The following is a 25,032-nucleotide window of genomic DNA, read 5'->3' as shown; positions in this document are numbered from 1 at the left end:
ATTCGCTTAGCTCATGGGCAATTACTCACTTTACTGATGGCAAATGTCAACACGGATTCTGTGCTGCAATGCCGGAATTCTTCATCAGGCAATTGATAAGATTGCGAAAAAAATCGATCACCGTGATGCCAAGCAAAAGAATGCGGCGTGGCCGATCCCTGTCCCGCAGTGACCGGACAAGCAAAGCTGAATTGCATTTTCAGGCTGATCTGCGCGTTAGAGCAGCGCTCTGGCGGCGTCTTCGTCGGTAATGAGCGCGTTGATATGGCCACCAGTAACGGCGGCCTTGATGGCAGCGTGCTTGCGCTTGCCGCGAGCCATGCCAATGACGGTAGACGTCTCGCGTGACGGAATGGTGATGCTGGCCACGCGTTCATTGACCGGGTGATCAAGCAGGCGGCCGTCCTTGCCATAGACCCAGCCGCAGATCTCGCCGGTGGCACCCGCCTTGAGCAGGTCTTCCATCTCGCCCTTGTCCAGAAAACCGTCGAGCTGCAGCGGTGCGCCCAGCGCCATTTCTCCGATGCCGACGAAGGTCACATCCGAGTGCTTCCCGAGTTCGAGCGTGGGCGCCACCAGCGGCTGGCGATGCAGGAGTTCGCGCTCGGCCCGCGAGGAAACAATCACGGGCAGAGGCATGGGGAAGTGGGGGGCCTTGATGGCGTCCGCCATGGAGAAAATGACGTTGAAATAGGCGGCAGAGCCGTCCGGACTGATATTTCCTGTCAGTGAGACGATCTTGTGTTGGGGACATTCCATCGGCGAAAGCTGATCGATCATCGCCCGCAATGTTCGACCCGTTCCCATGGCAATGACAAGCGGATCCGTCTGCCTCAGCCATTTCTCAAGCTCTGCGGCACCGGCTTCGGCAACGCCGACCGTGGCCGATTCGGAGCCTGGGTCGGAGGGGACAATCTCGACCTGCTTCAGACCGTATTTCTGTTGAATTGCGTCTGCCAGTTCCAGACAGGCGGCGATCGGATGATCGAGCCGCACCTTCACGAGCTTTTCGGCGACGGACAGGGAAACGAGGCGCTGGGCACTCTGCCGGGATATCCCCATGGCGGCAGCGATCTCGTCCTGGGTGCGACCGGCGACGTAATAGAGCCAACCGGCCCGTGCTGCGTCATCCAAACGACCGTTGCTGCCTGTCCGTTTCGTCATTGCAATCCTTCATCTCCGTCAGATTGAGTAGCGCCTTGGCAAAAGGGCTGTCAATCGCGGCAGATGCCTGTCGCTGGCGGCTGACGAATACAAGAGCAGAAATGCGACCTATTCGGCTGCAATAATGTGGAATTCCGGCTCTTTACCCGGATGCTGAGCCTTGCTCATCAGATAGATGAGACAGCTCGTTCTCAGGAGTGAAGCGAAATTGGATACCGTGCCGTTGATCTCCATGGCTTCGTCATAGAGCGTCGACAAGAATCGCGAGGTCGAAAAGTTCTGGCTTGCCGCAATTTCGTCGATGAGGTCCCAGAATGCGGCTTCAAGCTGAATGCTGGTCGAATGACCGGCGATCCTTACCGATCGGTTGACGGCTCGGTAGCGAGCCGGATCCTGTCCTGCGAAGACTTCGCACATCTCGTACTCCTCCCTTGTCTTATGTTTTCGACGAGTATGGCCCGAGGCTTCTCTTTGGTCAATTTCCGGCTTTTCTAAAGTGCATCTCCAGGACGGCGCATAATGGGCCATTCAACCGGCTCAGAAAAAGATGATGCGGTAGCCCGCTGCTACCCACGGCGACAAAAGCTGGATCATCATCGGAACATCAAAACTGCCCAACAACGAGGAGCATGACTTGGCAAAGATGATCCATTCGATGATCCGGGTTCTCGATGAGACGCGGTCGGTTTCTTTCTACACCCAAGCCTTTGGCCTTGAGATTGCGGACCGCCTGGACTTCGAAACATTCACGCTGGTCTATCTCAGCAATGCGGAATGCGAATTCGAGCTGGAACTGACCGTCAACAAGGGACGGGAAGAGGCCTACAATCTTGGCGATGGTTACGGCCATCTTGCTGTCAGCGTTGCGGATCTTGATGCCGAGCACAAGCGGCTGACGGATCTGGGCTTGAATCCGAACAAGATCGTCGAGTTCAACCGGGACGGAGCCTTGGTCGCCCGCTTCTTCTTCATCACCGATCCCGACGGCTACAAGATCGAAGTCCTGCAGCGCCACGGTCGGTTCAAGTAAGGCGGAGCCGGACAGTGGAGGCTGTCCGGCTCCGACAGGCAATGTGGACGGCGCCGTTTGGGCGCATGCCGGCAGGTGGCGGTAAGCCGCGCTGCATCATAATTGGAGGAGACAATCGTGGTAACCATACTCGACAAAACCGGGCATATGTCCCGCCGCCAACTGCTGAAAAGCGGCGCGGCAACGGCTGCGCTGATCATCACGGGAACGGCAGTGATCTGTCCCGATCAGGCCTGGGGCCTGGAAGCGACAGCCCTGAAGCCGGATACGCTGGCGACGCTCATCAAGATGGCGCGCGACATCTACCCGCATGACCAGCTTGCCGACCGCTTCTATGCGGTTGCGGTCAAGGGCCAGGACATGATGGCGGCGAAAGATGAGGCGCACAAGGCGCTGATCGAGGAGGGCGTGGCCGATCTCGACCGCAGAGCCGGTGCCGGCGGTTATCGGGGCCTTGGTTGGGAGGATGATCGCGTGGCGATCCTGCGCGAAATCGAGAAGATGCCCTTCTTCCAGGCGGTGCGTGGCGACATGGTGGTCAGTCTCTATAACCAGAAGGAGATCTGGCCGATCTTTGGTTACGAGGGCGAGTCCTATTCCAAGGGCGGCTATATCGAGCGCGGGTTCGACGACATCACCTGGCTCTGAGCCTGACCCAAGACACGCATTCATCGCAGCCGAAGGAGGCCCATCGCGTATGGGAGCGGCGGCGTATTTCCAATTGACTGATTTTCCGGGAGGAAACAATGGCAGCCCCCTATGATCTCAACGACGACAGCGTGGTCGTCATCATCGGCTCCGGTGCAGGCGGCGGAACGCTCGCCAACGAGCTTGCGCAAAAGGGCATCGATGTTGTCGTGCTCGAAGCTGGTGCCCGCATCGAGTATGAGGAATTCATCAACGACGAGTGGGACAGCTTTGCCCAGCTCGCCTGGCTCGATCACCGCACGACCGGCGGCGGCTGGCGGGTATCAAAGGATTTCCCCAATCTGCCGGCCTGGATCGTCAAGGCGGTTGGCGGCACGACCACGCACTGGGCGGGTGCATCGCTGCGCTTCCAGGAGCATGAGTTCAAGACGCTGACCCACTACGGCAAGGTCGAAGGTGCCAATCTTCTCGACTGGCCGATCAGCTATGCCGATCTGGAGCCATATTACGCCAAAGCCGAAGACAAGATGGGCGTGACCCGGACCAACGGGATCGAGGGGCTGCCCGGCAACAACAACTTCAAGATCCTGAAGGCCGGCGCCGACAAGCTCGGCTATAAGGACTGTCACACCGGCAACATGGCAATCAACTCGGCCGATCGCGACGACCGCATGAGCTGTCAGCAGACCGGCTTCTGCTTCCAGGGCTGTAAATGGGGTGCCAAGTGGTCGACCCTCTACACCGAAATTCCGAAGGGCGAAGCGACCGGCAAGCTGGAAGTCAGACCGCAGTCGCACGTCATCAAGATCGAGCATGATGCGAGCGGCAAGGTGAATGCCGTCGTCTATGCCGACAAGGACGGCAATCTGCAGAGCCAGAAGGCCCGCGTCGTCTGCGTGGCCGGCAATTCGATCGAAAGCCCGCGCCTGCTTTTGAACTCCGCATCGTCGATGTTTCCGGACGGGCTCTCCAACTCGTCGGGCCAGGTCGGCAAGAACTACATGCGCCACACGACCGGCTCGGTCTATGCCGTCTTCGACAAGCCGGTGCATTTCTATCGCGGTACGACCATGGCCGGCATTATCAGAGACGAAGCCCGTCACGATCGGTCGCGCGGTTTCGTCGGTGGGTACGAGCTTGAAACCCTGGCGCTCGGTCTGCCCTTCATGGCGGCCTTCCTCGATCCGGGCGGCTGGGGCCGGTCCTTCACCTCGGCGCTCGACAATTACGCCAACATGGCCGGACTCTGGATCGTCGGCGAAGACATGCCGCAGGAGCAGAATGCCGTGAAGCTGCATGCCGAGCTCAAGGACAAATACGGCATGCCGATCCCGGATGTCTGGTTCACCGACCACCCGAACGACGAGGCCATGCGCAATCACGCCTATAAGCAGGGTGTTGCGCTTTACGAAGCAGTCGGCGCGACCCGCGCCTTCCCGACGCCGCCGTATCCGTCGACCCACAATCTCGGCACCAACAGGATGAGCGAAAAGGCGCAGGACGGTGTGGTCAACAAATGGGGTCAGAGCCACGACATCAGCAATCTCTTCGTTTCGGACGGCAGCCAGTTCACCACCGGCGCTGCCGAAAACCCCACGCTGACGATCGTGTCGCTGTCGATCCGCCAGGCGGATTACATCGCCGAGCAGATGGGACAGGGTGCGATCTGAGCGTGTAGAACTGAAACTTCCACAACAGCGGGCGCAAGCAAGAGCTTGTGCCCGTTTGGTTTTTTGATTTCCTACAGTTCAATGTGAACAAGCTACCGTTTCACTTGCGCCGTCACACGGCTCCACTAATGTCTCTGCTTCCCGTCTGTTTCAGAGGCCTGATACCCCTTAGGAGATCTCATGCCGGCACCCGTGAACCCGTTCAAGAAAGCGCTTTGTGAGGGGCAGGATCTGCTGATCGGCCTTTGGGTGGCGCTTGCCAATTCGCACGCGGCGGAAATTGTTGCCGGAGCCGGTTTCGACTGGATCCTGCTAGATGGCGAGCATGGCCCGAACGACATCCCGCTGCTGGCGCAGCAACTGGCGGCGGTTGCCCGTCATCCGGCCCATCCAATTGTCCGGCTGCCGATGGGAGAGACCTGGCTGATCAAGCAGGCGCTCGATATCGGGGCGCAGACCCTGTTGATCCCCATGGTGGAGACGGGCGAACAGGCAGCCCAGATTGCCAGCGCCTGCCGCTATCCGCCTGAAGGAAACCGAGGCATGGGCGCCAGTCTTGGCCGAGCCTCGGATTTTGGTCGGATCAAGGATTATGCCGAAACCGCCAATCGGGAAATCTGTCTCGTGGCGCAGATCGAAAGCCGTCTGGGCGTTGACAATGCTGATGCCATTCTGGCCACACCCGGCATCGATGCGATCCTGATCGGTCCTGCCGATCTTGCCGCGGATATGGGCTATCCGGGCACATCATCGCATCCTGAGGTGAAGGCCGTGGTGGAGGCGCTGATCGCCAGGATCCGGGCCGCAGGCAAACCGGCGGGCATCATGACAACGGATCCCGACATGCTGGCGGTGGCCAAGTCAGCCGGTATCCGTTTTGCCGGCATCGGGTCCGATGTCGGCCTCTTGATGAGTGGGGCTGCCGCTTTAGCAAAGGCCTCGCGTCAGGCTTCGTGATTGTCGCTCCGGCTGTGCCGCAGGATCTGCAGGATTCGCCAGCCAAGCGCGAGCGCCACGACGGCGCTGACAAGGAGGCCGCTCAGGTCGCTCGCAAATTCGGCAATGGCCACGATGTTATCGGCGAACACCACGCCGAGACCTGTGTAGCCGCCAGTCCAGATCAGTTCACCGGCAAAGCTCGCCAGAGAAAAGCGGGCCCAGGGAAAGCGTGTCGCCCCGGCTATGATGTTCACATAGGGGCCGATCGGTGACAGCAGCCAGCGGGTGAAGAAGACTGCGGTCATTCCAGTCGCCGCCATCCGGGCCTCGGCTTGCGCCAGCATCGCCTTGCGCTGCGGCGTTCTGGTAATCCTCGCGATGACCCGGGTTCCACCGTAGCGACCAACAGCAAATCCGATCTGGTCGCCCAGCAGCGCTGCAAGAAATGCTGTCATGAAGACCAGCGTGACGTCGAAGTCCCCGGCTGCTGCAAGCGATCCCATCAGCATCATGGCGAAAGAGACGGGGAAGGGCAGGCCGAGGCAACTGAGCGCCGTCAAAAGCGCCAGCATGGGCAAGCCGTAGGCCGGTATGATTTCCAGCAAGGCTTCGCTCATGGGCGAGGTGTCTCGCGTCGGATGTCTTCAATGGCGGCAATGATCTGCTGTTCAAGCACTTCGAACGTCACGCCGCGTTCCTCCGCAAGCTCGGCAAGGGTGGGGCGTTCTTCTCTGGCAGTCGGGTCGAAGGCTAGTTCCTCAAACAGCGCGTGTCGCGGAATGTCGTAGGAATGGGCGACATAACCCAGCGTCATCCAGGCTTCGAGCGGCTGGTTGCGATGGTCCGGATCCTGCCAGTAGAGCGCAAAAAGCAACAGCCTGACCAAGAAAACCAGCGCAATCATCGAAGCGAGCGAGAAGCCGATGACAAGCAGCCGATGGTTTTTCCATAGCCTTGTCAGAGCCTGCATCATCGTCTCCTGCGCATCGCCCGGTCTGTGGGTTGACATGCCGTCCATCCCCCGGTCATCAAGGGCCATGTAATAGCAAGCGGGCAAGGGTCGCAATGGCAACATCCGAGGTGAAGCTGGACGAGAGCTGGAAACAGGCCTTGTCGGCAGAATTCGACAGCGATTACATGCGGGCGCTGAAGGCTTTTCTGCTTGCCGAGAAGAACAATGGTAAGCCGATTTTTCCCAAGGGAAGCGAATACTTCCGTGCTCTGGATCTCACCCCGCTGGAGGCAGTTCGCGTGGTGATTCTGGGGCAGGACCCCTATCACGGCGCTGGTCAGGCCCATGGGCTATGCTTCAGCGTTCAGCCAGGCGTCCGGATACCACCGTCATTGGTCAATATATACAAAGAGTTGCAGAGCGATCTTGGTATCGAACCTGCAAAACACGGCTTCCTGGAGAACTGGGCGCAACAGGGGGTGCTGCTGCTCAACAGCGTTCTGACCGTTGAGGAAGGGCGCGCAGCGTCCCATCAGGGCAAGGGGTGGGAGCAGTTCACGGACGCCGTCATCAGGGTCGTGAATGAACGTCTGGAGCATGTCGTTTTCATCCTATGGGGCTCCTATGCCCAGAAGAAAGCCTCCTTTGTCGATGGCAAGCGCCATCTGGTGCTGAAGTCTCCGCATCCTTCGCCACTGTCCGCGCATAACGGCTTTTTTGGTTCCAGGCCCTTTTCGAAAGCGAACCAGTATTTGCTGGCCCATGGGCGGGAACCGATAGACTGGCGCGTCGCACCGTAAACTCATGCATTTGAACGAAGATCATTCACGAAGAATTTGAAGGCATTGGGGTTTTGCCCAACAGAAGCTCACGTTGAATCTGTCGTCTGTCAAGTTTTGGGTCAGAGGGGCATTCCACTTTCCGCGTTCTTGCGGTCAATCAACACTTGGTCAATAGTGCTCCCCATTGGCGACCCGCCGAGTCTGGAGTGATTATGTCCAACCATCTGAAGTTCTTCATTGATGGCGCCTGGGTGGCACCTGCCACCTCGGCCTTGCTGGATGTCATCGATCCATCAACCGAAGAGCCCTTCACCGCGATTGCCGTTGGATCGAGAGCCGATGTCGACAAGGCTGTCGCTGCGGCCAGAGCCGCGTTTCCCTCTTTCTCCCAGGCAAGCCGCGAAACCCGCCTTGATCTTCTGGAGCGCATTCTTGCAGCCTATAACCGCCGTTCCGAGGATCTGGCGCAGGCCGTGACCCGTGAAATGGGTGCGCCCATCCAGTTTTCGCGGGAAAGCCAGGTTGGCGCCGGGCGCGCGCATTTGAAGTCGACCATTGCGGCTCTCAAAGAATTCTCGTTTTCGGAGATGCGGCGATCAACGCGGATCGTTCGAGAGCCAATTGGCGTCTGTGCCTTGATCACCCCGTGGAACTGGCCTCTCAATCAGATTGTCTGCAAGGTGGCTCCGGCGATTGCCGCCGGCTGCACAGTCGTTCTCAAGCCGTCTGAAGTTGCGCCCATATCCGGCGTGATCTTCGCCGAGATCATGGAAGAGGCGGGAACACCGCCCGGCGTTTTCAACATGGTCAATGGTACCGGTCCGGATGTCGGACAGGTCATGGCCGGGCATCCCGGTGTTGACATGGTGTCGTTTACCGGATCGACGCGGGCCGGCATCATCGTTGCCCAGACGGCAGCTCTTACGGTCAAGCGCGTGGCGCAGGAACTCGGAGGCAAGTCGGCCAACATAATCCTGCCTGATGCGGATTTCGAAGCTGCCGTAAGACAGGGAGTTGAGGGCTGTTTCGGCAATTCGGGCCAGTCCTGTGACGCTCCTACGCGGATGCTTGTTCCGGCAGACAGGCACAGCGAGGCATTGGAAATTGCCCGTGACGAGGCACTGCGTTTCGTGGTTGGTGACCCGCAGGCTGAAGGTACCATGCTTGGGCCGGTGGTCAGTCTGCAGCAGTTCAACAAGGTTCAGCGGCTGATCGAGGCGGGTATCGATGATGGTGCATTGCTGGTGACGGGAGGGGAGGGACGTCCCGGTCATCTCAATCGCGGTTTCTTTGTCCAGCCAACCATATTTGGTCATGTCAGCAACGACATGACAATTGCGCGGGAAGAGATTTTCGGACCGGTGCTGTCAATCCTACCCTATCATGGCGAGGAGCATGCGATATCGATCGCCAATGACACCGTCTACGGGCTTGCCGCCTATGTGCAGTCACAAGACATCGATCATGCGCGGCGCGTCGCCGGTCAGATGCGTGCCGGTTCAGTTTATCTCAACTATCCCAAGTGGGATACGTTTGCGCCTTTCGGTGGCTACAAGCAGTCAGGCAATGGTCGCGAATATGCCGATTGGGGCATTCACGATTTCCTGGAAATCAAGGGCGTTGTCGGCTGGGGCGAGTGACGGCAGAAGAGCCCCTATAGTGTTCTTTTCATCGAAATATGGCGTTTCGACTTTGCGCATCAGCGGTCTGGTCACGGATTCGCCCCTATTTCTCCCTGTAGAAGGTGATTTCAAGGCAGGCCATGGAGGCCCGGAACAAATATAGCGGCAGTTAGTTCTTTCGGCAGACATTCGTTCAAAGGAAAGGATGATGCCATGAAGACGAAGATTCTTGCAATAACTGCGGCTTTTCTAAGTATTTCCTCCGGTGTTGCGCTTGCGCAGGATAGTACAGTGACCGGCGCTGCCGGTGGTGCTGTTACCGGTGCCATCGTCGGTGGACCTGTTGGCGCTGCTGTCGGCGGTGTGGTTGGCGCCATCGCCGGAACTGCCGTCAAGCCGCCTCCGGCCCCGGTCGTGACCTATGTCCGCGAGCAGCCGCTTCCTGCCGATGCCATCGTTATCGAGCGCCCGATTGCCGTTGGCGAACCGTTGCCGCGCGAAGTGGTGCTGCAACCCATTCCCCAGGATCCGACCTATTCCTACGCCATCGTCAACGAGCAGCGCGTGATCGTCGATCCTGAAACCTATGTGATCGTTGGCGTTGTCCAGTAAGCAAGAGCGCTGGCTTACAACGATCCAAGCAGGAGGAAATTCCATGCAGGAACAAAGACCACCGGTCCATGAGCAGCGGCCCAAAGTGGCCCAGAACCGTGCTGGCGTTACGGGCGGCGGCGGCGGGGCGGGCCTCGGCATCGCACTTCTTGTCATCGTCGCCCTGGTGGTGGGTGCCTTCTTCATGTTCGGAGGCAATGATGACACGATCACTGCGACCGACCCGGTACCGCCGGAGGTGGAAACCACCACTGGTACAACGCCCGACGAACCGGTTCCGCCGACCACGACCGGTGCTGATCCAACCGTCCCGCAGGGTACTGTTGTTCCGGCTGATCCGTCTCCCTCGACCCCGACCGCTCCCGTTCCCGCCGAGCCGTCGCTGAGCGAGCCGAGCACGACAACACCCGGCACGCAGCAACCCGCGCCGCCAGCTTCAGGCGGTGTAACAACCACCCCTGGTTCAGCAACACCGGGCACCACGACGAACCCTTAAGGGGTCAGCCCGGGGGCAGCGTGTTGACCCCCCTATCAGGAAGAAAGCCGCCAGCAGGTCGCTGGCGGCTTTTGTCTGTTTCATCCCCGGCAGGACGCTTCGTTCAGGGGGTGAGTTTGGGTGTTGGCTTTTTCCCAAGTTCGGCGATCGCAATACCACCCAGGACCAGGGCTAGAGCGATGACGTGGAAGAGTTCGAGTCTCTCTCCGAGGATCGTGATCGAGAGAAAGGTGCCGAAGACGGGCACGAGATTGATGAACAGTCCGGCGCGATTTGCGCCGATGCCTTCAACCCCTTTGATGTAGAGGATCTGTGAAACGAGAGAGGGGAATAGTCCGGCATAAAGAATGATCAACCAGCCCTGCGTATCAGGCAGGATGATGTCGCCATTGCTGGCTTCCCAGTAGAGGAGCGGCAGACAGGTGAGTGACGCCGCAAGCGCGGGGCCGGCCATCAGGCTCTTCCAATGCACCGGCGGCTTCCAGCGCAGCGCAACGGTATAGATTGCATAGGCAATCCCGGCGCACAGCATCAGGAAGTCGCCGAAGTTCAGGGTCAGTTCCAGAAGCGTCGTCAGGTCGCCATGGGACGCGGTAACGGCGGCGCCTATGAAGCTGATCAGGAAGCCTACGATCTGGATCGGCAGGACAGCCGTTCGGAACAAGAGAAAATTGGCGACGAAAATCAGCACCGGGATGGCGCCCTGGAGGATCGCGCCGTTGACGGCGCTTGTATATTTCAAGGCTGTATAGAGAAAGCCATTGAAGGCGGCATAGCCGATCGCTCCATAGGCGAAGAGCAGTTTCCAGTTCGCCTTGAGGAGTGGCCAGTCCTTTCGGATTTGCGGCACGGCTATTGCGACTATGACGCCGGTCGCAAGCGCCCATCGTCCGAAACTGAGCACCATGGGGCTAACATGTCCAACCGCCAGTTTGCCTGCAATCGTATTCCCGCCCCACAAAAGGGTCGTGATAACCAGAAATAAATAGGAACGTATTGGCAAGATGTCTCTTCCCATGTGCTGGATCGCTCGTGTCGTGTGGATGTGGAACCAGACTCCCCCTCCAATTCCCCATGGCCGCTCGGAAATAGGTCAGGCCCGCTCCTTTGTCACGCAAAAAGCCAAATGCCCCACTTAAACGGGTCGATTTCCCTAAAACAAAACAGTATAGATGCGCGGGTTTGGGTGACGCGCTGTCTGCGCGCAGGTAACAGGATTTCGAAATGACGAATGTCGTGGTGATTGGTTCGCAATGGGGTGACGAGGGCAAGGGCAAGATCGTTGACTGGCTCTCTGAACGGGCGGACATCGTCGTCCGTTTCCAGGGTGGCCATAACGCAGGCCACACGCTCGTCATCGATGGTGTTTCCTACAAGCTCTCGCTTCTCCCGTCCGGTGTTGTCCGTCCCGGCAAGAAGGCTGTCATCGGTAACGGCGTGGTTGTTGACCCGCATGCGCTGATCGCCGAAATCGGCCGCCTGAAGGACCAAGGCGTCAATGTCACCCCGGATAACCTGCGGATTGCTGAAAATGCGACGCTGATTCTCTCAATGCACCGGGAACTCGACGGCATGCGCGAAGATGCCGCCTCCAACAGCGGCACGAAGATCGGCACAACCCGTCGCGGCATTGGCCCGGCTTACGAAGACAAGGTCGGTCGTCGCGCGATCCGGGTGATGGACCTTGCTGACCTTGATGCGCTGGATGGCAAGGTCGAGCGCATCCTGACCCACCACAACGCGCTGCGTCGCGGCTTCGGTGTCGCCGAAATCGAACACAAGACGATCATGGACGAGCTGACCTCCATCGCCGATCAGGTGTTGCCCTTCATGGATTCGGTCTGGCGCTTGCTGGACAAGGAGCGCCGCAAGGGTTCGCGCATCTTGTTTGAGGGCGCCCAGGGCTCGCTGCTCGATATCGATCACGGCACCTATCCCTTTGTCACCTCGTCCAATACCGTTGCCGGTCAGGCCGCAGCCGGTTCCGGCATGGGACCGGGCTCGCTCGGCTATATCCTTGGCATCACCAAGGCCTACACGACCCGCGTTGGAGAAGGGCCTTTCCCGACGGAATTGCATGACGAGATCGGCCAGTTCCTGGGGGAGAAGGGCCATGAATTCGGGACGGTCACAGGGCGCAAGCGTCGCTGCGGCTGGTTCGATGCCGCATTGGTGCGCCAGTCGGTGGCCACCAATGGAATCACGGGCATTGCGCTGACCAAGCTTGACGTTCTCGACGGTCTCGAAGAGCTGAAGATCTGCGTCGGCTACAAGCTCGACGGTCAGGAAATCGACTATCTTCCGGCAGCTCAGGCGGCCCAGGCTCGTGTCGAGCCGATCTATATCACGCTGGAAGGTTGGAAGGAATCGACCGTAGGCGCCCGAAAATGGGCGGATTTGCCGGCTCAGGCTATTAAGTATGTGCGTCAGGTGGAGGAATTGATCGGTGCGCCGGTTGCTCTCCTGTCGACAAGTCCCGAGCGTGACGACACGATACTTGTGACGGACCCTTTCGAGGACTAAGTTAAGGGTTTATTGGTGTTTTGTCGGTCCGTCAGAAGCCGGCAATGTAGAGAAAGTGCTGATGGCTGACTTTATGGCAGTGATTCGGCGGGCTGTGGACGGCCTGTCGAACAATACCCCGGAGATGCGCGCCAAGGTCTATGATAAGGCCAGGGCGGCTGTCGTTCGGCAGCTCGAGAACATGTCGCCGCGCCCGCCAGAGCATATGCTTCAGCGCCAGCTGGAAAAGCTCGATGCGGCCATCCGCGAAGTCGAGGCGGAACATGCCGAGGCTCTCCCGGATGGAAACGAGGCTGAGCCCGTCGTTGCGTCGCCAGAGATCGCTCAGGATTTCGTTGAACCCGCACGCCCGGTGGACGATGCCGTAGAGCAAGCTCCGCCGGTCGAGTCGGCTCAGGTTGCACCCCATGCTGACAACGGCGCCGTTCAAGACAGTTGGAACGAGCGACAGGCGGAGGCTGAGACCAAACCGGTCGAACCGGTTCATTATTCCGATGACGGGGACTGGGCGGCCGAGCACATGGCTACGCCGGCCTCTCCGCCAGTGGATGCTCCGGTTGAGAGCGCGTGGCCATCGAGCGATGTGGCGGAACCGACGCCGCAGCCCGTTGTTGCGGCGCCGGAGACAGTGGCTGCGGACGAGCGATCACAACCTCTCGATATGTGGGGTGACGACGATCGTGCCGTTGAGCCTGATTTGGCCTATCCGCAATCACAAGCTGAACCAGCAGACTTCCCGGCGCAGCCTGCCGTCGTTCCGCCGGATGCTCGTGCTGACTTGCCGCCCGCCGAGACATCCGACTGGCACGCGCCGGACGAGTCCAACCTCGCTCCGATATGGGGCCAGGAAGAAGAAGTCTATCCGCGCCAATCTGAAGCACAGGTTGCCCCGTCTGCGGACCATTCATCGATTGAGCCTTCTTTAGACTTGGAGCCTCAGTCAGGTCGCGACCGCTCTTTTGCTGCAGCCTCGGCCATGCCTGCGGTATCGGATATTGACGATTGGCTTGCAAACCATGTGCCGGCGACAGTTTCACCCAGCACGTCATCGGCAGTTGCCGACCCGTGGGATATGCCGGTTGACAGTCTCTCGGTTTCGGAACCCGTTCCGCATTTTCAAGAGCCTACCGTCACTCCGACGAGTGAGAGCTTCGCCAGTGTAGATCCGGTGACGGCCTATGATGTGAATGTTTCGTCGCCTCCTGCGGCAGAGCCGGAACCCTTTGCGCCGTGGGATGTTCCCCCACCCCTCGATGCCAATGGCAACAAAGCGGCAGATGATTTTTCGCAGTGGTTCCAGGATCCTGTAGACCTGAATGCGAAAGCCTCGGACCTTTCGATCAAGGGGGAGGCAAAGGCCGAGGAATGGCTTGATCCGACGGCAGAACTTCTGGCTCACCCGGCTGCAGTGAATTCAGCTGCTGCTGCCGATCCTATGGCCAGCGTTCTCCAGCCGAGCCCGCAGCCGAGCTACCGGCTTGAACCGCGGCGTTCCCGTAGCTATGCGCCGATCATCGCTGCAGCCGTCGGGATTCTGGTGCTTGCCGGCGGTGGCTTTGCTGGCTGGACTTATCGTGATCAGGTGGCCAGCCTGTTTGGTGGTGCCAGCGCGCCTGAAGTCACGACAGCGGAAGACCAGCCTCCAGCGACGCAGGCGCCGGCTGCAGAACAGCCAGTGGCTGCGGCGGTTCCGGAGGCTGACAGCGGGCCGCAGAAGTTTACCCAACGTCTGCGTGCCGATGGTACGGAAGTTGATCCTGGTGCCGCGCCAGCGCCCGAGGGCACGGTTGAAAATCGCACTGTGTCTGGGCAGACCGTTGCCTCTGCGACCGAGCCGACCGATGCGATTGCTTCGGAGCCCGCGCTTTCAGCGCCATCGGCGACAATCCCGACAACGCCGGGTGCCGCACCCATCGCAGGCGACAAGGTATTCCTCTACGAGGAGCGGATCGGTCAGTCATCACCCACGGCTATTCCGGGTGGTGTCGTCTGGACAGCGCTACGGGAGGTCGGTGCCGATGGCAAACCTGATCCGCAGATCCAGGGGCGGATCAACATTCCGGAACGTGGAATATCGGCGCTGCTGACGATCAAGCGCAATACCGATAGCTCGCTCCCGGCAAGTCATATCATCGAAGTTGTCTTCTCCGTCCCCCCGGGCTTTGAGGGTGGTGCCATAGACAATCTTCAAAGGATCGCGATGAAGACGACCGAGCAGGATCGCGGTGATCCGCTGGTGGCCGTGGCTGCCAAGGTGACGGACGATACCTATCTGATTGCACTCAATGATTTCGAGGAGGTGGTCCAGCGCAACCTGGATCTGATGCGGAATCGCGGTTGGATCGATATTCCCGTTACCTACCGGAACGGTCGACGCGCCTTGCTGACGCTCGACAAGGGGACTGATGGAACCCGGATCTTCAACGAGGTCATTCAAGAATGGAATGCGCTGTAAGGAATTTCGCTCCGATCAGCCCATGAACGACAAAACCGGGTATGCTCAGCATGACCCGGTTTTTTGATGTTGTCGTTTTTGATCGAGTAGGCGGCCTTAGGCCTCGACCACCCTTAGCGCCTTGGCGCGCTCAAGCGCATCTTTCTGGACCGCTTCCTGGACCTTTTCGAACGCGCGGACCTCGATCTGGCGGACTCGCTCGCGACTGATGTCGAACTCGGCGGAGAGTTCTTCCAGCGTGACCGGATCGTCGGCGAGACGACGGGCCTCGAAGATGCGCCGCTCGCGCTCATTCAGAACGCCCATTGCCCGCTGCAGCATGCGGCGGCGGGTTTCGAGTTCGTCCTGCTCAATCAAGACATCTTCCTGGCTGTCATGGTCATCCACCAGCCAATCCTGCCACTGACCGCTTTCACCCTCTGACGCACGCAGCGGCGCATTCAGCGACGCGTCGCCGGACAGGCGGCGGTTCATGGAGATGACCTCTTCCTCCGACACGTTGAGCTTGGTGGCGATCTCGGCCACCTGTTCCGGCTTCAGATCACCTTCCTCGATCGCCTGAATCTTGCCTTTGAGACGACGCAGGTTGAAGAACAGCCGCTTCTGGTTGGCAGTCGTGCCCATCTTGACCAGAGACCAGGAGCGCAGGATGTATTCCTGGATCGAGGCCTTGATCCACCACATGGCATAGGTTGCCAGACGGAAGCCGCGTTCGGGGTCGAATTTCTTCACGGCCTGCATCAGACCGACATTGCCTTCCGAAACGACTTCGCCGATCGGCAGGCCATAGCCGCGGTAACCCATGGCGATCTTTGCCACGAGACGCAGGTGACTGGTGACCATCCGATGCGCAGCGTCGCGGTCGCCATGCTCAGCATAACGCTTTGCGAGCATGTACTCTTCCTGCGGCTCCAGCATCGGGAACTTGCGAATTTCTTCCAGGTAACGATTAAGGCCGGCTTCCCCGGCGGTAATGCTCGGCAGTGTATTGCGGGCCATAAAGCACCCCCTTTCCCGTCAAGGATTCCCAACAACGGCGAATCCGATCTCCGTGGATCTCATTTCCCCACAGAAACCCAATTAACAGATAAGTATGGCAAAACGTGGTTTCAAGAATACGAAGTGTCCCGCTCGCGCGTCCGATGAATGGAGCGGAGGCTGCTGGGCGGGAGACGTTCGTCGATTTTATTTAATGCATGACCTGCTCAAAAACTGGAAAGTGTCCTACTACGGTAGCTAGAGGCAGATCCTTCGGTATGAATTCAAGGACCAAGACCGCATCGCGATTGGTTTCGAGGACCTTGCCCGATTGTGCGTTCACGACGAAGTAGCGCTGCTCTTCGGCTGAAGCCTTACCTTGAATAGAGAACCAAGAGACGTTTTTGCTCCAATGGGTGCCCTGGTGAATCTCATGGTCCAGTGAGGCCAATCGCGCGCGTAGCTTGTCACGGTCGAAACGGCCAAGCAGAACTAGGAGGTGCTCGCGCGGTATCCAGCCAGAATAGCGATAGGCCTCCGCTTCCTTCTTCATCTGACCGAAGCGTTCGACCATCGCGGCTGCCTCGGCCTGCGTCAGACCGGTGGAGACTTCGTAGTCATAATAGAGTTCGAAAACATTGCCGGGTCGCTCCACGACGCGTGTGACGCCGAATTGGTCGGGATGTTTTGCGATTGGGGCGTTGTGTTCAAAGGAGAAGGTGCCTGTTCCCTCCGAATGGATGATGTCGGCGTGATCGATCAGAAAATTCGCCGTCTCCATCGCTTCCTCTTCAGTCTCAGTGGGGAAACCGAAAAAGTTAAAGGTATGGTTCCAGATTCCGGCATCGTGCGCATCTCGCAGATTGGACAACATCACCGGTTGTGTGTTGTCTTTCTTCATGTGGCGCTGGACCCGTTCGCTGGCACTCTCCAAGCCGATGTAAAGCGAGCGGAAGCCAATGTCGTACATGCCCTTGTAATGATGAGGGCCGAAGTATTTCTCGAATTTGTATAGGCCGGTAAAACAGTATTTGTGGCGAGGGAATATGGCTGGCAGTTTCTCGAACAGTTTTGGCGGAATCGCCTCGTCGTTCAAAGCGAAATGGGTTACGCCGTGTCGCTCGTAAAGCCGATCCACGTCCTGTAGCAGCCGCTCCGGGCTGCGCATGCGGTAGCGATCACCATAGATCATCCCGTGATAGCAGAACGCGCATTTGTCCCAATAACAACCGCGCGTCGATAGCAAGGGGAGCACGATTTCGGGCGTAAAGTAACGTGTCAGATCCAAGCCGTCGAAGTCAGGCGTCGGAATTTCCTCCATCCCAAGTTGGTCGAGCATCTTGGTCGCGACGATGCGGTCACCCTGCTTGAAGACCAGTCCAGGAGATTGTTCGGCGATAGGATCAGTTGCTGCAAGCAGGCTTTCGAGCGGTCTTTCTCCCTCGTATCGGATGACGAGGTCGAAATAGCGCTCGAACATGTGGCTAATGGCTGCGGTACGATCAACGAGACGGGAGAAGACGCTGCCGCCGATCAAGATCGGTGTTTCCGGAAACCGCCGTTTGAGTTCGCGTCCAAGGGTTAGGGCAGGGAGTACCTGCTCGGTGCCGATTACGGATATTCCGAAATAGCGCGGCACGTCTGAGAGTCCTTTAACCTTGGTAGCGAAGAATGGCTGGAAAGGGTTGGCTTCTGGGTCAGCGCAAAAGGCGTCAATGCTTTCCAGCGATTTCATGACATTGCTCGTCAGCAGCGACGAGGTTCCCACCTCAACCACCGGTTCGGCGACTGAAAATGCGTAAAGCAGACGTTTGAAGGCGGTTACGCTTTCGTGAAACCTCTCAATGCTGGCGATTCCCGCAGACGAGCGTAGGCCTTCGGCGAGTTGTCGCTTCTGGGCATAGGCGTTCAGGATGCCGAGCGCCAAATATGCCTGGTTGCGGTAGTTTTCGTTTTCCACAGGCAAGTCGCGGGCGTATCGCTGCAGCCGGTCGAGCGCCTGAGGCAACCGGGCCCGTGAAATGAAGAAGTCATAAAAATCCACGTTCCAGTCGGATTGCGTTACCGCATAGCCCCGCTTTTCGAGATAGGCTTTCAGCGACGGCGTGCTTAAAAACGGCTGAAATGGAGACCATTGCGGCGGAAAGATTAAATGGATGTCCTGCATCTCTCGCTCCCGTGCTGTCGCGACAAAACGTTCCCGGCCGTTTCGGCAGGGTCGTTTGCGGCCGCAGTAAAGCGGCGCGCAAACTTTGAGATGTTCGTGCGGTTCGTGCGATTGGTTTTCGTATCATTGCGGCCGCCGAAGAAAACGAAAGGCGCGCCAAAAACAGCCGGCTACGCAGCGAGCCGGATACCGGGGCTATTCCTTGCCCAGGCCTTTGTAGAGAAGATTGCTGCTGCCCTGGTTCTGGTTCTGGTTGTCCATCACCTCTTCGCCCGGATTGAGCAGCACGCTGCGCAGGCTCTGGAGTGCAGCCGGTTTCATCCGCATCAAGTCTTCCAGCTTTCCCTGGTTCTGGTTTTGATTGTCCATCACCTCTTCGCCCGGTAGAGTGCCCCCGAAACCTATACTGCGCAAAACTTCAGGCTTCATGTTGGCGATTTCTTCCAAGCCGCCCTGGTTCTGGTTCTGGTTGTCAGCAAGTGCGAAGTCATCAGGCAGATTGGCGCTAAGCTGGCGGACAAGCTCGGGGTGGAGTTTGTCCTTCATTTTTTCAATCAGCATGCTCTTGTCCATGTTCCCTCCTTTTCGCGACCGCAAGACGGTCACGAAGCCACATCATGTGATTAAAAGAACTGCACTGAACTAGAACAGATTAGCATGAGCGCGCGATGGTTGCAATTAGAGCGTTCGAAATTACAGCCATTCATTTTTAAATGGAATCAGTTCTGTTGGCTGGGACGGAGACGGATGATCGCCCGCCCGGCGCGCGTCGTAGCCATAGCATACGGCCAAGCCAGCCGGGCGATCAGGCGGCTCGTTCCAGCCAACGCGGATGGCCGAGCATTTTTCCGCCGGCACCAGCGGCGATCGTCTCGCCTATCCTCCCAGGATATGCGCATCGCCGATCGCCGCTGCCGCGACATAAACCTGCGCCGGAAGGACTGCTTCCATCTAAAAATGAACGGCTTGCTCTTTCATTTGTGTATGGGGTCGTCATGGCAACCGCAAAGTCCAGGGCGTCAAATGGGATTGCAGGTCTGCAAGGCGACCAGCGCAGCTGACGGACTCATGTCGTGGTGGACGAGTGCGATCTGATCGTCATGCGCCTCTTTTATTTCCGGTATGAGCATGGACGGCTTTGGCTGCGGTTTCGAGGTTTTACATCCCCTTCAAGGCATCGATGACCTTCTGCAGGTCTTTCGGGATCGGAGCTTCGAAGCGCATCGTCTTGCCCGTTGTCGGATGCTCGAAGGCGAGCAGATAGGCGTGCAGGGCCTGGCGGTGGAACTTGTTGACGGCGCGCTTTGCCTCTTCGGGCAGGAGATTGGCCTTTGTCTTGAAGGCGGCGCCGTATTCCTGGTCGCCAATCAGGGGATGGCCGATATGGGCCATGTGGACACGGATCTGATGGGTCCGACCAGTTTCCAGGCGACATTCGACCAGTGAGGCGATGGCGGTCGCGTCAGGCTTTTCGCCGTAGCGTTCGAGAACCGTATAGTGGGTAATGGCTTCGCGGGCATCGTCCGTATCTTCCCGCTTGACTGTTCGCTTGGTGCGATCGGCACCCGAACGACCAAGGGCGGCATCAATCGTTCCTGAGAGTGTCCGTGGACGCCCCCAAACCACGGCGCGGTAGGCGCGCTCCAGAGGGCCGGTGCGGCCATGATCGGCGAACTGGTCTGCCAGATGACGGTGGGCCACGTCATTCTTGGCGACCACCATGACGCCCGAGGTGTCCTTGTCGAGCCGGTGCACTATGCCAGGTCGTTTCACGCCGCCAATGCCCGAGAGGCTGTCGCCACAGTGATAGATGAGCGCATTGACCAGCGTGCCGTGCCAGTTGCCGGCGCCCGGATGAACCACCAGGCCCGGTGGCTTGGCGATGACGATGAGGTCAGCATCCTCGTAAAGCACGTCGAGGGGGATGTTCTCGCCTTTCGGCTGCGGGTCTTCCGGCTCCGGCAGATCGATCACAACCCTGTCGCCCGGCCTGATCTTCCGGTTTGGCGATTCCAGCAAGGCGCCGTTGAGGCTCACCGCCCCTTGCTCGATCAGTGCCTTGACCCTGTTGCGGGAAAATTCCTTGCCAAGGGCTGCCGTCAGCCAGGCATCGATGCGCCCTTCGGCATCTTCCGGAGCGATCAGCTCTTTTCTTGCTGCCGTCACTTCGTTAAAGGGGGCGCTCATGGTGTCTTCCTGCATGCAATCTGGCCGTTGTCAGCTTGGGTCAGCAGCATTTGACACAGACTGGCAGTGACTACAACAAACAGCCGCATCACCGGCTGCTTTTCCCGCAATGGACGGGTTGGGTCTTGACCCGGCCACCGTCCCGAAAACCGAATGAGCCAAATGACGCAGTTTGACGAGCATGAAGAGGAAGAAAAGCCGCTAGACCCCGTGATGGAAGGGGTGCGTCGGAAAATGGTGAAGCTGCAGCTCATCTCGGGCAGCATCATGTTCCTGATGTTTCTGGCCGTGCTTGGCTCGATATTCTACAAGCTGACCCAGGACGCCGAAACGACCGAAACCGTGACGTCCGGGGGGCTTTCGGTTCCCGCAGATCAACCGATCACTGCAACGGCGCAACTGCCAACGGGTTTCCGCATCCTGTCAACCGCCCTGTCAGGCAATCAGCTTCTGATCGATGGCGTGACGGTCGAGGGCGTGCGCAAGGCGCTGGTCTTCGACATTGCCGTTGGCCGCATTGTTGCCGACATCACACTTGGTGGAAACTGACATCCGCCTTGGCTACCGAGCGGGAGCGATTTGATGATCACCACCTCGAGCCGCGAACCGATCCGGGTAACCGATCCCGACGATCCCCGGATCGCAGAGTTTTGCTCGATCCGTGAGCGTGACCTGACCGGTCGCCATGGCCAGTTCATCGCCGAGGGTACCGTGGTCTTGAGGATGCTTTCGGCAGCCCATGCTGCGGGGCAGGGCATATCCGCCGTAAAGCTGCTTCTTCTCGAAAATCGGATGGCTGGGCTCACTCAGCTGCTTGACGCCTTTTCTTCGGACGTGCCGGTCTATGTGGCAAGCCAGGCCGTCCTTGACCGGATTGCCGGCTTTCACCTGCATCGTGGCGTTCTTGCCCTTGGCCAGCGGCGGATCGTGACCGATTTGTTGCCGCATATCTCAGCGTTGCCTGCCTCATCGCTTGTGCTCGTCGGGTGCGGGATATCCAATCACGACAATATGGGTGCGATTTTTCGCAATGCCGCCGGTTTCAATGCAGACGCGGTGCTTCTCGACGAAACCTCCTGCGATCCGCTTTATCGCAAGGCTCTACGGGTGTCTGTCGGCTCGGTTCTGACCATGCCCTATCGTCGCGAAGGCTCTGCCGAGGAGCTGCTTGGTGCCCTGGGAGACGCGAGGTTCGAGATCTGGGCCCTGTCGCCCGCAGGACATGTCGAAATCGGAGATATTCGCCCAGGTCGACGAGTAGCCCTTGTCGTGGGCACCGAGGGGGACGGCTTGCCGTCGGCCATTCTCCAGTCATTCAAGAGCGCGAGGATTGCGCAGAACCCGCAGCTCGATAGTCTGAATGTCGGTACGGCCAGTGGGATTGCACTCTACCATCTCGCACGCAGCATGGGTCGACTGACCGAGCCTACGTAACCCCTGTTGGACGTCATTCGGCTGGTGCGGGCCGCCCCTGAACAAGGCCCGGATCAATCTGCATCACCCGGTCCACCAGGCTTTTGCTGGAGGCCGAAGCTTTGTTGCCATTGCGCGTATTGAGCAGATCAGGGATCGGACTTGCGGCGCCTTCGCGATGGGCTGTCAAAACAAGCATTCGCGCGGCGATATCGCCCAGCTCTTCACGCAGCGCATCATCATCGGTCGCCGCTTTCGCACGCAACAGACGATCTGTCAGGTCGTTCTGGCTAGCGCGGATTTCCTCTTCTCGCGCCTTCAGTGAGGGGAGAGGCTGGTCCTCGATCTCGATCATGGGGCCATCCTTGATGTCGGGGGCGGGCAGATTAGCGGCCTTGAGAGTGCGAACGGCGCTGCGGAGCTTGTTGTTGGACGATTTGAGCTTCTGACGCAGTTCCGATAGTTCCCGATTGCGTCTTTCGAGCAGCGCCTCGAAATCCGTCTTCTCTGCGATTTCGCGGCCGAGCTTGTCTTCAAGGCGAATGACCTTGTGCTCTTCCTGGGTCAGGCGCATTTCGGCGTCTTTCGCCCGCCTGCTCAAAAGTTTGGTCTCGCGCCGCAGTTCTTCACGCTCGTCGCGCACGGTCTGCATGCGCAGTCTGATGTTTTCGATTTCGCTTTCCCGCAGGCTGAGCTCGTGGCGTGTTCCCTCGAGTTCCGTATTGCTGCGTGCCAGACGACGTGTCAGGTCATCAAGCTCCAGATCCTTGGAGGCCACGGCCGTCTCTGCGCGCCGCAAGGTCTCCTTCAAATTTGTCAGGTCAAGATCTGCCCGCCGCAGCCGCGACCGGAAGTCAGCCGCTTCGGTGCTCATGTCCGCAATCTGTGACTTGATCTCCTGATTGTCGGCAGCAAGACGTGCCGCCTCCTTGCTCAGGCTGTCATTTGATATCGACAGTGCCATGGATTTCTCGCGCTCGCGCGACAGCTCATGAGCCGTCTTCGCATTCTCGGCCGCATATAGTGCGCGCACCATGTCTTTCTGAGCCCGGATCTCCTGGGGGCTCAGGGGCATGGTCGCCTTGAGACGGTTTTCTGTGTAGCGGACAATGCGCTGATGCACAGCCGGAGCGATCAGCATCACCAGCAAGGCAGCAGCCATAAATCCCAGGATAAAGAGCAGGGCATATTCGATCACGGGCGCGCCATCTGAGTATTCAAGCAAGTGTTAGCTTATATTTAACCACGCTCGCAGGCATCCAACAAGGTAACAGCGGCCTCTTGGGAATGCTTTTGCAAAACATGCCTAACGACGGCAGTGCCTGTTGCAAACTTGCCCCGGCAGCTTTGTTCAATGTCGGAAGTTTTGCAAGGCTACCTGTGGTCGTCGGACTACGATTGACCCAGGGAACTTGCGCGAACCCGGAGCTGGTCTCAGAAGGGGTTCCAGGTCGGGGTCTGGGTCAGCTTGAGATAGCCTACATTGACGCCAAGACGTGCGCCAATACCCGTTCTGATCGGCACAAGTACAACATCACGGCTCTTGAGCACCGTCATGCCAAGGCCGGCCACGACATAGGCGGAGCCGCTCACGCCGCCATAGCGGGCATAGAGCGCGTCCACGGAGGGCAGGTCATAGACAAGGATCATTGTTCTGGTGCCATTTCCGCCATAGTCGATACCCAGCGATGGCCCCTGCCAGAACACTTCATGCTGGCCGACATTCTTTGTATAGAGGATGCCTTCGCCATAGGTCAGGCCGGCAATGAAGGCACCGGAACCTTCCTGTCCGAGAATGTATCCATTGGGCAGGCCATTTTGCGCAAACGCCTGTTCGATCACCTTGGCAAGCGCGCCACTGGTCTCGCCAAAGAAGCCGTGACCGGCGTCAATTATTTCCTGAACTGAGTATTGATCGGATGCCTCAGCCGAGCGATTGGCCATTGCAAGGCTGGTTAGGCCGATCATCATGGCAAACAGCAGCCGGATGCCCGACCAGTTGGTTTTGACGACGCGCATAAAGCCTCCTGAGAATCAATACTGACAGAATCAGCATCTCCTGTGTGGTAAAAGACCTTAGTAAGGTTCATCTTAACAATCGGTTTACCAAATATGGTGTCATTATGGCCGGCAGGGATTCCGACCCGGTCGGCAGCCTTGGCTGGTCGTCGGACTGGCATTGAAGACACAATCCTCTGGAGAGCCCGATGGCAAAAAACGTGAACCTTACTCTGGCCGGTCCGGATCTGGCAGCACTGCTTTGCAGCAGGGTTTGCCACGACGTGATTTCACCGGTCGGCGCAATCAACAACGGACTTGAGCTTCTCGATGAAGGCGGTGCCGATGCCGATGCCATGGACCTCATCCGCACGAGTGCCCTCAATGCGTCCGTCCGGCTGAAATTTGCGCGCCTGGCTTTCGGCGCGTCCGGTTCCGTCGGGGCTTCGATTGACACCGGCGAGGCTGAAAAGGCCGCCAAGGATTTTGCGGCGGCTGAAAAAAAGACCGAGGTGAACTGGTCGGGTCCGCGCGCGATCATCGCCAAGAACCGGGTCAAACTGCTGCTCAATCTCTTTCTGGTTGCCTACAGCTCGATCCCGCGCGGCGGCAGTCTCGACGTGACGCTTGAAAATCCGGAAACTGACGCCTGCTTCAAGATCACCGCCAGGGGCCGGATGCTGCGCGTTCCCAGCAAATATGCCGAACTGCTGGCAGGGCAGGTTGACGAGGCAATCGATGCTCATTCAATCCAGCCCTATTACACGGTCCTCCTCGCTGACGAATGCGGCATGCAGCTTGATACCGTCCAGAGCGAGGGCGAGATCGTCTTCTCGGCAAAGATCGCTTGATGCCGATTTGTACCAAATTGGCATGTGAAATGGTGCCAATCGGTAACGCTTCCTTAGTTTGCAAAGACTAACCTTGGATATCGTTGAGGGCATTTCCTGCCTGAGGGAAATGCAGAAGGAGTTGACCATGAAGCGCCTGATGATTGCTGACGGAGCCGACATCGTTCGTAAGGTCGGTCGACGAATCCTCTCGGAATTGGGTTTCGAAATCATGGAAGCAGCGTCCGGTCGCGATGCGCTGCTGCAGTGCGAGAGGTCGCTTCCAGATATCATCATTGTTGACGCCGGTCTGGACGGAGCTCTTGACCTTATCAGCAACCTGCGCGCGCTTCCTGACGGCAAAACCATCCGGATCTATTATTGCGTCGTGGAAGCCGATCTGAAGACGATGATGGCCGGGAAGCGGGCGGGTGCCTCGGACTTCCTGCTGAAGCCCTTCGATCGCACCATTCTCACGCAGACTTTTGCCGACCAGGCGATTGCCGCCTGACATCAACCGATTTGTTCAGCACACCTTGCTTGCCCGGTTCATGCCGGGCATTTCC

25 protein-coding genes are annotated in these 25,032 nt (G+C 58.5%); 14 read left to right on the top strand and 11 right to left on the bottom strand.

Annotation, left to right across the window (positions count from 1 at the left end; genetic code table 11):
* Positions 1-216: 216 nt before the first annotated feature.
* Together FE840_RS17160 and FE840_RS17155 are read right to left on the bottom strand one after the other, a co-directional pair.
* Positions 217-1,164 (bottom strand): sugar-binding transcriptional regulator, encoded by a 948-nt coding sequence (locus FE840_RS17160; protein WP_138287838.1) that lies wholly within the window; start codon positions 1,162-1,164, stop codon positions 217-219.
* Between the two features lie 108 nt (positions 1,165-1,272).
* Positions 1,273-1,581, bottom strand: coding sequence for a ribbon-helix-helix domain-containing protein (locus tag FE840_RS17155; protein ID WP_138287837.1), 309 nt, complete (start codon positions 1,579-1,581; stop codon positions 1,273-1,275).
* 217 nt (positions 1,582-1,798) lie between these two features.
* Between FE840_RS17155 and FE840_RS17150 the strand changes: the two genes are divergently transcribed.
* The 4 genes from FE840_RS17150 (at position 1,799) to FE840_RS17135 (ending at position 5,469) form a co-directional block, all read left to right on the top strand.
* Positions 1,799-2,194, top strand: a complete 396-nt coding sequence (locus FE840_RS17150) for a VOC family protein (protein ID WP_138287836.1) — start codon at positions 1,799-1,801, stop codon at positions 2,192-2,194.
* Between the two features lie 117 nt (positions 2,195-2,311).
* Positions 2,312-2,842, top strand: coding sequence for a twin-arginine translocation signal domain-containing protein (locus FE840_RS17145; RefSeq protein ID WP_138287835.1), 531 nt, complete (start codon positions 2,312-2,314; stop codon positions 2,840-2,842).
* 98 nt (positions 2,843-2,940) lie between these two features.
* Complete coding sequence (locus FE840_RS17140) at positions 2,941-4,512, top strand: GMC family oxidoreductase (protein WP_138287834.1); 1,572 nt, start codon at positions 2,941-2,943, stop codon at positions 4,510-4,512.
* A gap of 180 nt (positions 4,513-4,692) precedes the next feature.
* Positions 4,693-5,469, top strand: a complete 777-nt coding sequence (locus tag FE840_RS17135; RefSeq protein WP_138287833.1) for an HpcH/HpaI aldolase family protein — start codon at positions 4,693-4,695, stop codon at positions 5,467-5,469.
* On the opposite strand, the gene FE840_RS17130 is transcribed toward FE840_RS17135, so the two are convergent.
* Positions 5,457-6,068 carry a DedA family protein gene (locus FE840_RS17130; protein WP_138287832.1) on the bottom strand — a complete coding sequence of 204 codons (612 nt, stop codon included), beginning with the start codon at positions 6,066-6,068 and terminating at the stop codon, positions 5,457-5,459. The genes FE840_RS17135 and FE840_RS17130 overlap by 13 nt on opposite strands.
* Positions 6,065-6,460 carry a hypothetical protein gene (locus FE840_RS17125; protein WP_138287831.1) on the bottom strand — a complete coding sequence of 132 codons (396 nt, stop codon included), beginning with the start codon at positions 6,458-6,460 and terminating at the stop codon, positions 6,065-6,067. Before FE840_RS17125 ends, FE840_RS17130 begins: the two co-directional genes overlap by 4 nt.
* 56 nt (positions 6,461-6,516) lie before the next feature.
* On the opposite strand from FE840_RS17125, the gene ung reads away from it, so the two are divergent.
* From ung to FE840_RS17105, 4 genes are all read left to right on the top strand, one after another.
* Positions 6,517-7,203 carry a uracil-DNA glycosylase gene (gene ung, locus FE840_RS17120; protein ID WP_138287830.1) on the top strand — a complete coding sequence of 229 codons (687 nt, stop codon included), beginning with the start codon at positions 6,517-6,519 and terminating at the stop codon, positions 7,201-7,203.
* 194 nt (positions 7,204-7,397) lie between these two features.
* Positions 7,398-8,825 carry an aldehyde dehydrogenase family protein gene (locus FE840_RS17115; RefSeq protein ID WP_138287829.1) on the top strand — a complete coding sequence of 476 codons (1,428 nt, stop codon included), beginning with the start codon at positions 7,398-7,400 and terminating at the stop codon, positions 8,823-8,825.
* A gap of 195 nt (positions 8,826-9,020) precedes the next feature.
* Positions 9,021-9,419 carry a DUF1236 domain-containing protein gene (locus FE840_RS17110; protein WP_138287828.1) on the top strand — a complete coding sequence of 133 codons (399 nt, stop codon included), beginning with the start codon at positions 9,021-9,023 and terminating at the stop codon, positions 9,417-9,419.
* Between the two features lie 43 nt (positions 9,420-9,462).
* The gene (locus tag FE840_RS17105; RefSeq protein WP_138287827.1) at positions 9,463-9,915 is read left to right on the top strand and encodes a RodZ family helix-turn-helix domain-containing protein; all 453 of its coding nucleotides are present in this window, start codon (positions 9,463-9,465) and stop codon (positions 9,913-9,915) included.
* A gap of 103 nt (positions 9,916-10,018) precedes the next feature.
* On the opposite strand, the gene FE840_RS17100 is transcribed toward FE840_RS17105, so the two are convergent.
* The gene (locus FE840_RS17100) at positions 10,019-10,918 is read right to left on the bottom strand and encodes a DMT family transporter (RefSeq protein WP_171033721.1); all 900 of its coding nucleotides are present in this window, start codon (positions 10,916-10,918) and stop codon (positions 10,019-10,021) included.
* 221 nt (positions 10,919-11,139) lie between these two features.
* Between FE840_RS17100 and FE840_RS17095 the strand changes: the two genes are divergently transcribed.
* Both FE840_RS17095 and FE840_RS17090 read left to right on the top strand, forming a co-directional pair.
* Positions 11,140-12,438, top strand: coding sequence for an adenylosuccinate synthase (locus tag FE840_RS17095; protein WP_138287825.1), 1,299 nt, complete (start codon positions 11,140-11,142; stop codon positions 12,436-12,438).
* A gap of 61 nt (positions 12,439-12,499) precedes the next feature.
* Positions 12,500-14,893 (top strand): hypothetical protein, encoded by a 2,394-nt coding sequence (locus tag FE840_RS17090; RefSeq protein ID WP_138287824.1) that lies wholly within the window; start codon positions 12,500-12,502, stop codon positions 14,891-14,893.
* Positions 14,894-14,989: 96 nt separating this feature from the next.
* Here the strand turns inward: FE840_RS17090 and rpoH are convergent, their stop codons facing one another.
* The 4 genes from rpoH to FE840_RS17070 form a co-directional block, all read right to left on the bottom strand.
* Complete coding sequence (gene rpoH / locus FE840_RS17085; RefSeq protein WP_138287823.1) at positions 14,990-15,892, bottom strand: RNA polymerase sigma factor RpoH; 903 nt, start codon at positions 15,890-15,892, stop codon at positions 14,990-14,992.
* 190 nt (positions 15,893-16,082) lie between these two features.
* Positions 16,083-18,038, bottom strand: coding sequence for a B12-binding domain-containing radical SAM protein (locus FE840_RS17080; protein ID WP_138287822.1), 1,956 nt, complete (start codon positions 18,036-18,038; stop codon positions 16,083-16,085).
* Between the two features lie 195 nt (positions 18,039-18,233).
* Positions 18,234-18,611 carry a hypothetical protein gene (locus FE840_RS17075; protein WP_138287821.1) on the bottom strand — a complete coding sequence of 126 codons (378 nt, stop codon included), beginning with the start codon at positions 18,609-18,611 and terminating at the stop codon, positions 18,234-18,236.
* A gap of 585 nt (positions 18,612-19,196) precedes the next feature.
* Positions 19,197-20,225 carry an RluA family pseudouridine synthase gene (locus tag FE840_RS17070; protein ID WP_138287819.1) on the bottom strand — a complete coding sequence of 343 codons (1,029 nt, stop codon included), beginning with the start codon at positions 20,223-20,225 and terminating at the stop codon, positions 19,197-19,199.
* Between the two features lie 162 nt (positions 20,226-20,387).
* Here FE840_RS17070 and FE840_RS17065 point away from each other — a divergent pair, with 162 nt between their 5' ends.
* Together FE840_RS17065 and FE840_RS17060 are read left to right on the top strand one after the other, a co-directional pair.
* A complete protein-coding gene (locus FE840_RS17065; RefSeq protein WP_138287818.1) occupies positions 20,388-20,774 on the top strand; it encodes a hypothetical protein in 387 nt (128 codons plus the stop codon).
* Between the two features lie 33 nt (positions 20,775-20,807).
* Positions 20,808-21,659, top strand: a complete 852-nt coding sequence (locus FE840_RS17060; RefSeq protein ID WP_138287817.1) for a TrmH family RNA methyltransferase — start codon at positions 20,808-20,810, stop codon at positions 21,657-21,659.
* Between the two features lie 13 nt (positions 21,660-21,672).
* Here FE840_RS17060 and FE840_RS17055 read toward each other — a convergent pair whose 3' ends face one another.
* Complete coding sequence (locus tag FE840_RS17055) at positions 21,673-22,863, bottom strand: coiled-coil domain-containing protein (protein ID WP_246318801.1); 1,191 nt, start codon at positions 22,861-22,863, stop codon at positions 21,673-21,675.
* 209 nt (positions 22,864-23,072) lie between these two features.
* On the bottom strand, positions 23,073-23,609 hold the full coding sequence (locus FE840_RS17050; protein ID WP_246318925.1) for a DUF1134 domain-containing protein: 537 nt from the start codon (positions 23,607-23,609) through the stop codon (positions 23,073-23,075).
* Positions 23,610-23,845: 236 nt separating this feature from the next.
* On the opposite strand from FE840_RS17050, the gene chpT reads away from it, so the two are divergent.
* On the top strand, positions 23,846-24,487 hold the full coding sequence (gene chpT / locus FE840_RS17045) for a histidine phosphotransferase ChpT (RefSeq protein ID WP_138287815.1): 642 nt from the start codon (positions 23,846-23,848) through the stop codon (positions 24,485-24,487).
* Between the two features lie 127 nt (positions 24,488-24,614).
* Positions 24,615-24,977: a response regulator gene (locus FE840_RS17040; RefSeq protein ID WP_138287814.1), complete on the top strand. Its 363-nt coding sequence runs from the start codon at positions 24,615-24,617 to the stop codon at positions 24,975-24,977.
* Positions 24,978-25,032: the final 55 nt, after the last annotated feature.

Source organism: Peteryoungia desertarenae (genome assembly GCF_005860795.2).
GTDB classification, from domain to species: Bacteria; Pseudomonadota; Alphaproteobacteria; order Rhizobiales; family Rhizobiaceae; genus Allorhizobium; species Allorhizobium desertarenae.
Note: the sequence above shows the minus strand (reverse complement) of the source record. Positions and strands in the feature narration are given on the sequence as shown.

Bases quoted from the DNA above. Each gene is read 5' to 3' on its own strand.
- FE840_RS17040 (WP_138287814.1), top strand. From the start codon at position 24,615: ATGAAGCGCCTGATGATTGCTGACGGAGCCGACATCGTTCGTAAGGTC.
- FE840_RS17060 (WP_138287817.1), top strand. From the start codon at position 20,808: ATGATCACCACCTCGAGCCGCGAACCGATCCGGGTAACCGATCCCGAC.
- FE840_RS17130 (WP_138287832.1), bottom strand. From the start codon at position 6,068: ATGAGCGAAGCCTTGCTGGAAATCATACCGGCCTACGGCTTGCCCATG.
- FE840_RS17080 (WP_138287822.1), bottom strand. From the start codon at position 18,038: ATGCAGGACATCCATTTAATCTTTCCGCCGCAATGGTCTCCATTTCAG.
- ung (WP_138287830.1), top strand. From the start codon at position 6,517: ATGGCAACATCCGAGGTGAAGCTGGACGAGAGCTGGAAACAGGCCTTG.
- FE840_RS17140 (WP_138287834.1), top strand. From the start codon at position 2,941: ATGGCAGCCCCCTATGATCTCAACGACGACAGCGTGGTCGTCATCATC.
- FE840_RS17125 (WP_138287831.1), bottom strand. From the start codon at position 6,460: ATGTCAACCCACAGACCGGGCGATGCGCAGGAGACGATGATGCAGGCT.
- FE840_RS17155 (WP_138287837.1), bottom strand. From the start codon at position 1,581: ATGTGCGAAGTCTTCGCAGGACAGGATCCGGCTCGCTACCGAGCCGTC.
- FE840_RS17160 (WP_138287838.1), bottom strand. From the start codon at position 1,164: ATGACGAAACGGACAGGCAGCAACGGTCGTTTGGATGACGCAGCACGG.
- FE840_RS17105 (WP_138287827.1), top strand. From the start codon at position 9,463: ATGCAGGAACAAAGACCACCGGTCCATGAGCAGCGGCCCAAAGTGGCC.
- FE840_RS17090 (WP_138287824.1), top strand. From the start codon at position 12,500: ATGGCTGACTTTATGGCAGTGATTCGGCGGGCTGTGGACGGCCTGTCG.
- FE840_RS17070 (WP_138287819.1), bottom strand. From the start codon at position 20,225: ATGAGCGCCCCCTTTAACGAAGTGACGGCAGCAAGAAAAGAGCTGATC.
- FE840_RS17115 (WP_138287829.1), top strand. From the start codon at position 7,398: ATGTCCAACCATCTGAAGTTCTTCATTGATGGCGCCTGGGTGGCACCT.
- chpT (WP_138287815.1), top strand. From the start codon at position 23,846: ATGGCAAAAAACGTGAACCTTACTCTGGCCGGTCCGGATCTGGCAGCA.
- FE840_RS17095 (WP_138287825.1), top strand. From the start codon at position 11,140: ATGACGAATGTCGTGGTGATTGGTTCGCAATGGGGTGACGAGGGCAAG.
- FE840_RS17110 (WP_138287828.1), top strand. From the start codon at position 9,021: ATGAAGACGAAGATTCTTGCAATAACTGCGGCTTTTCTAAGTATTTCC.
- FE840_RS17050 (WP_246318925.1), bottom strand. From the start codon at position 23,609: ATGATGATCGGCCTAACCAGCCTTGCAATGGCCAATCGCTCGGCTGAG.
- FE840_RS17135 (WP_138287833.1), top strand. From the start codon at position 4,693: ATGCCGGCACCCGTGAACCCGTTCAAGAAAGCGCTTTGTGAGGGGCAG.
- FE840_RS17075 (WP_138287821.1), bottom strand. From the start codon at position 18,611: ATGGACAAGAGCATGCTGATTGAAAAAATGAAGGACAAACTCCACCCC.
- FE840_RS17065 (WP_138287818.1), top strand. From the start codon at position 20,388: ATGACGCAGTTTGACGAGCATGAAGAGGAAGAAAAGCCGCTAGACCCC.
- rpoH (WP_138287823.1), bottom strand. From the start codon at position 15,892: ATGGCCCGCAATACACTGCCGAGCATTACCGCCGGGGAAGCCGGCCTT.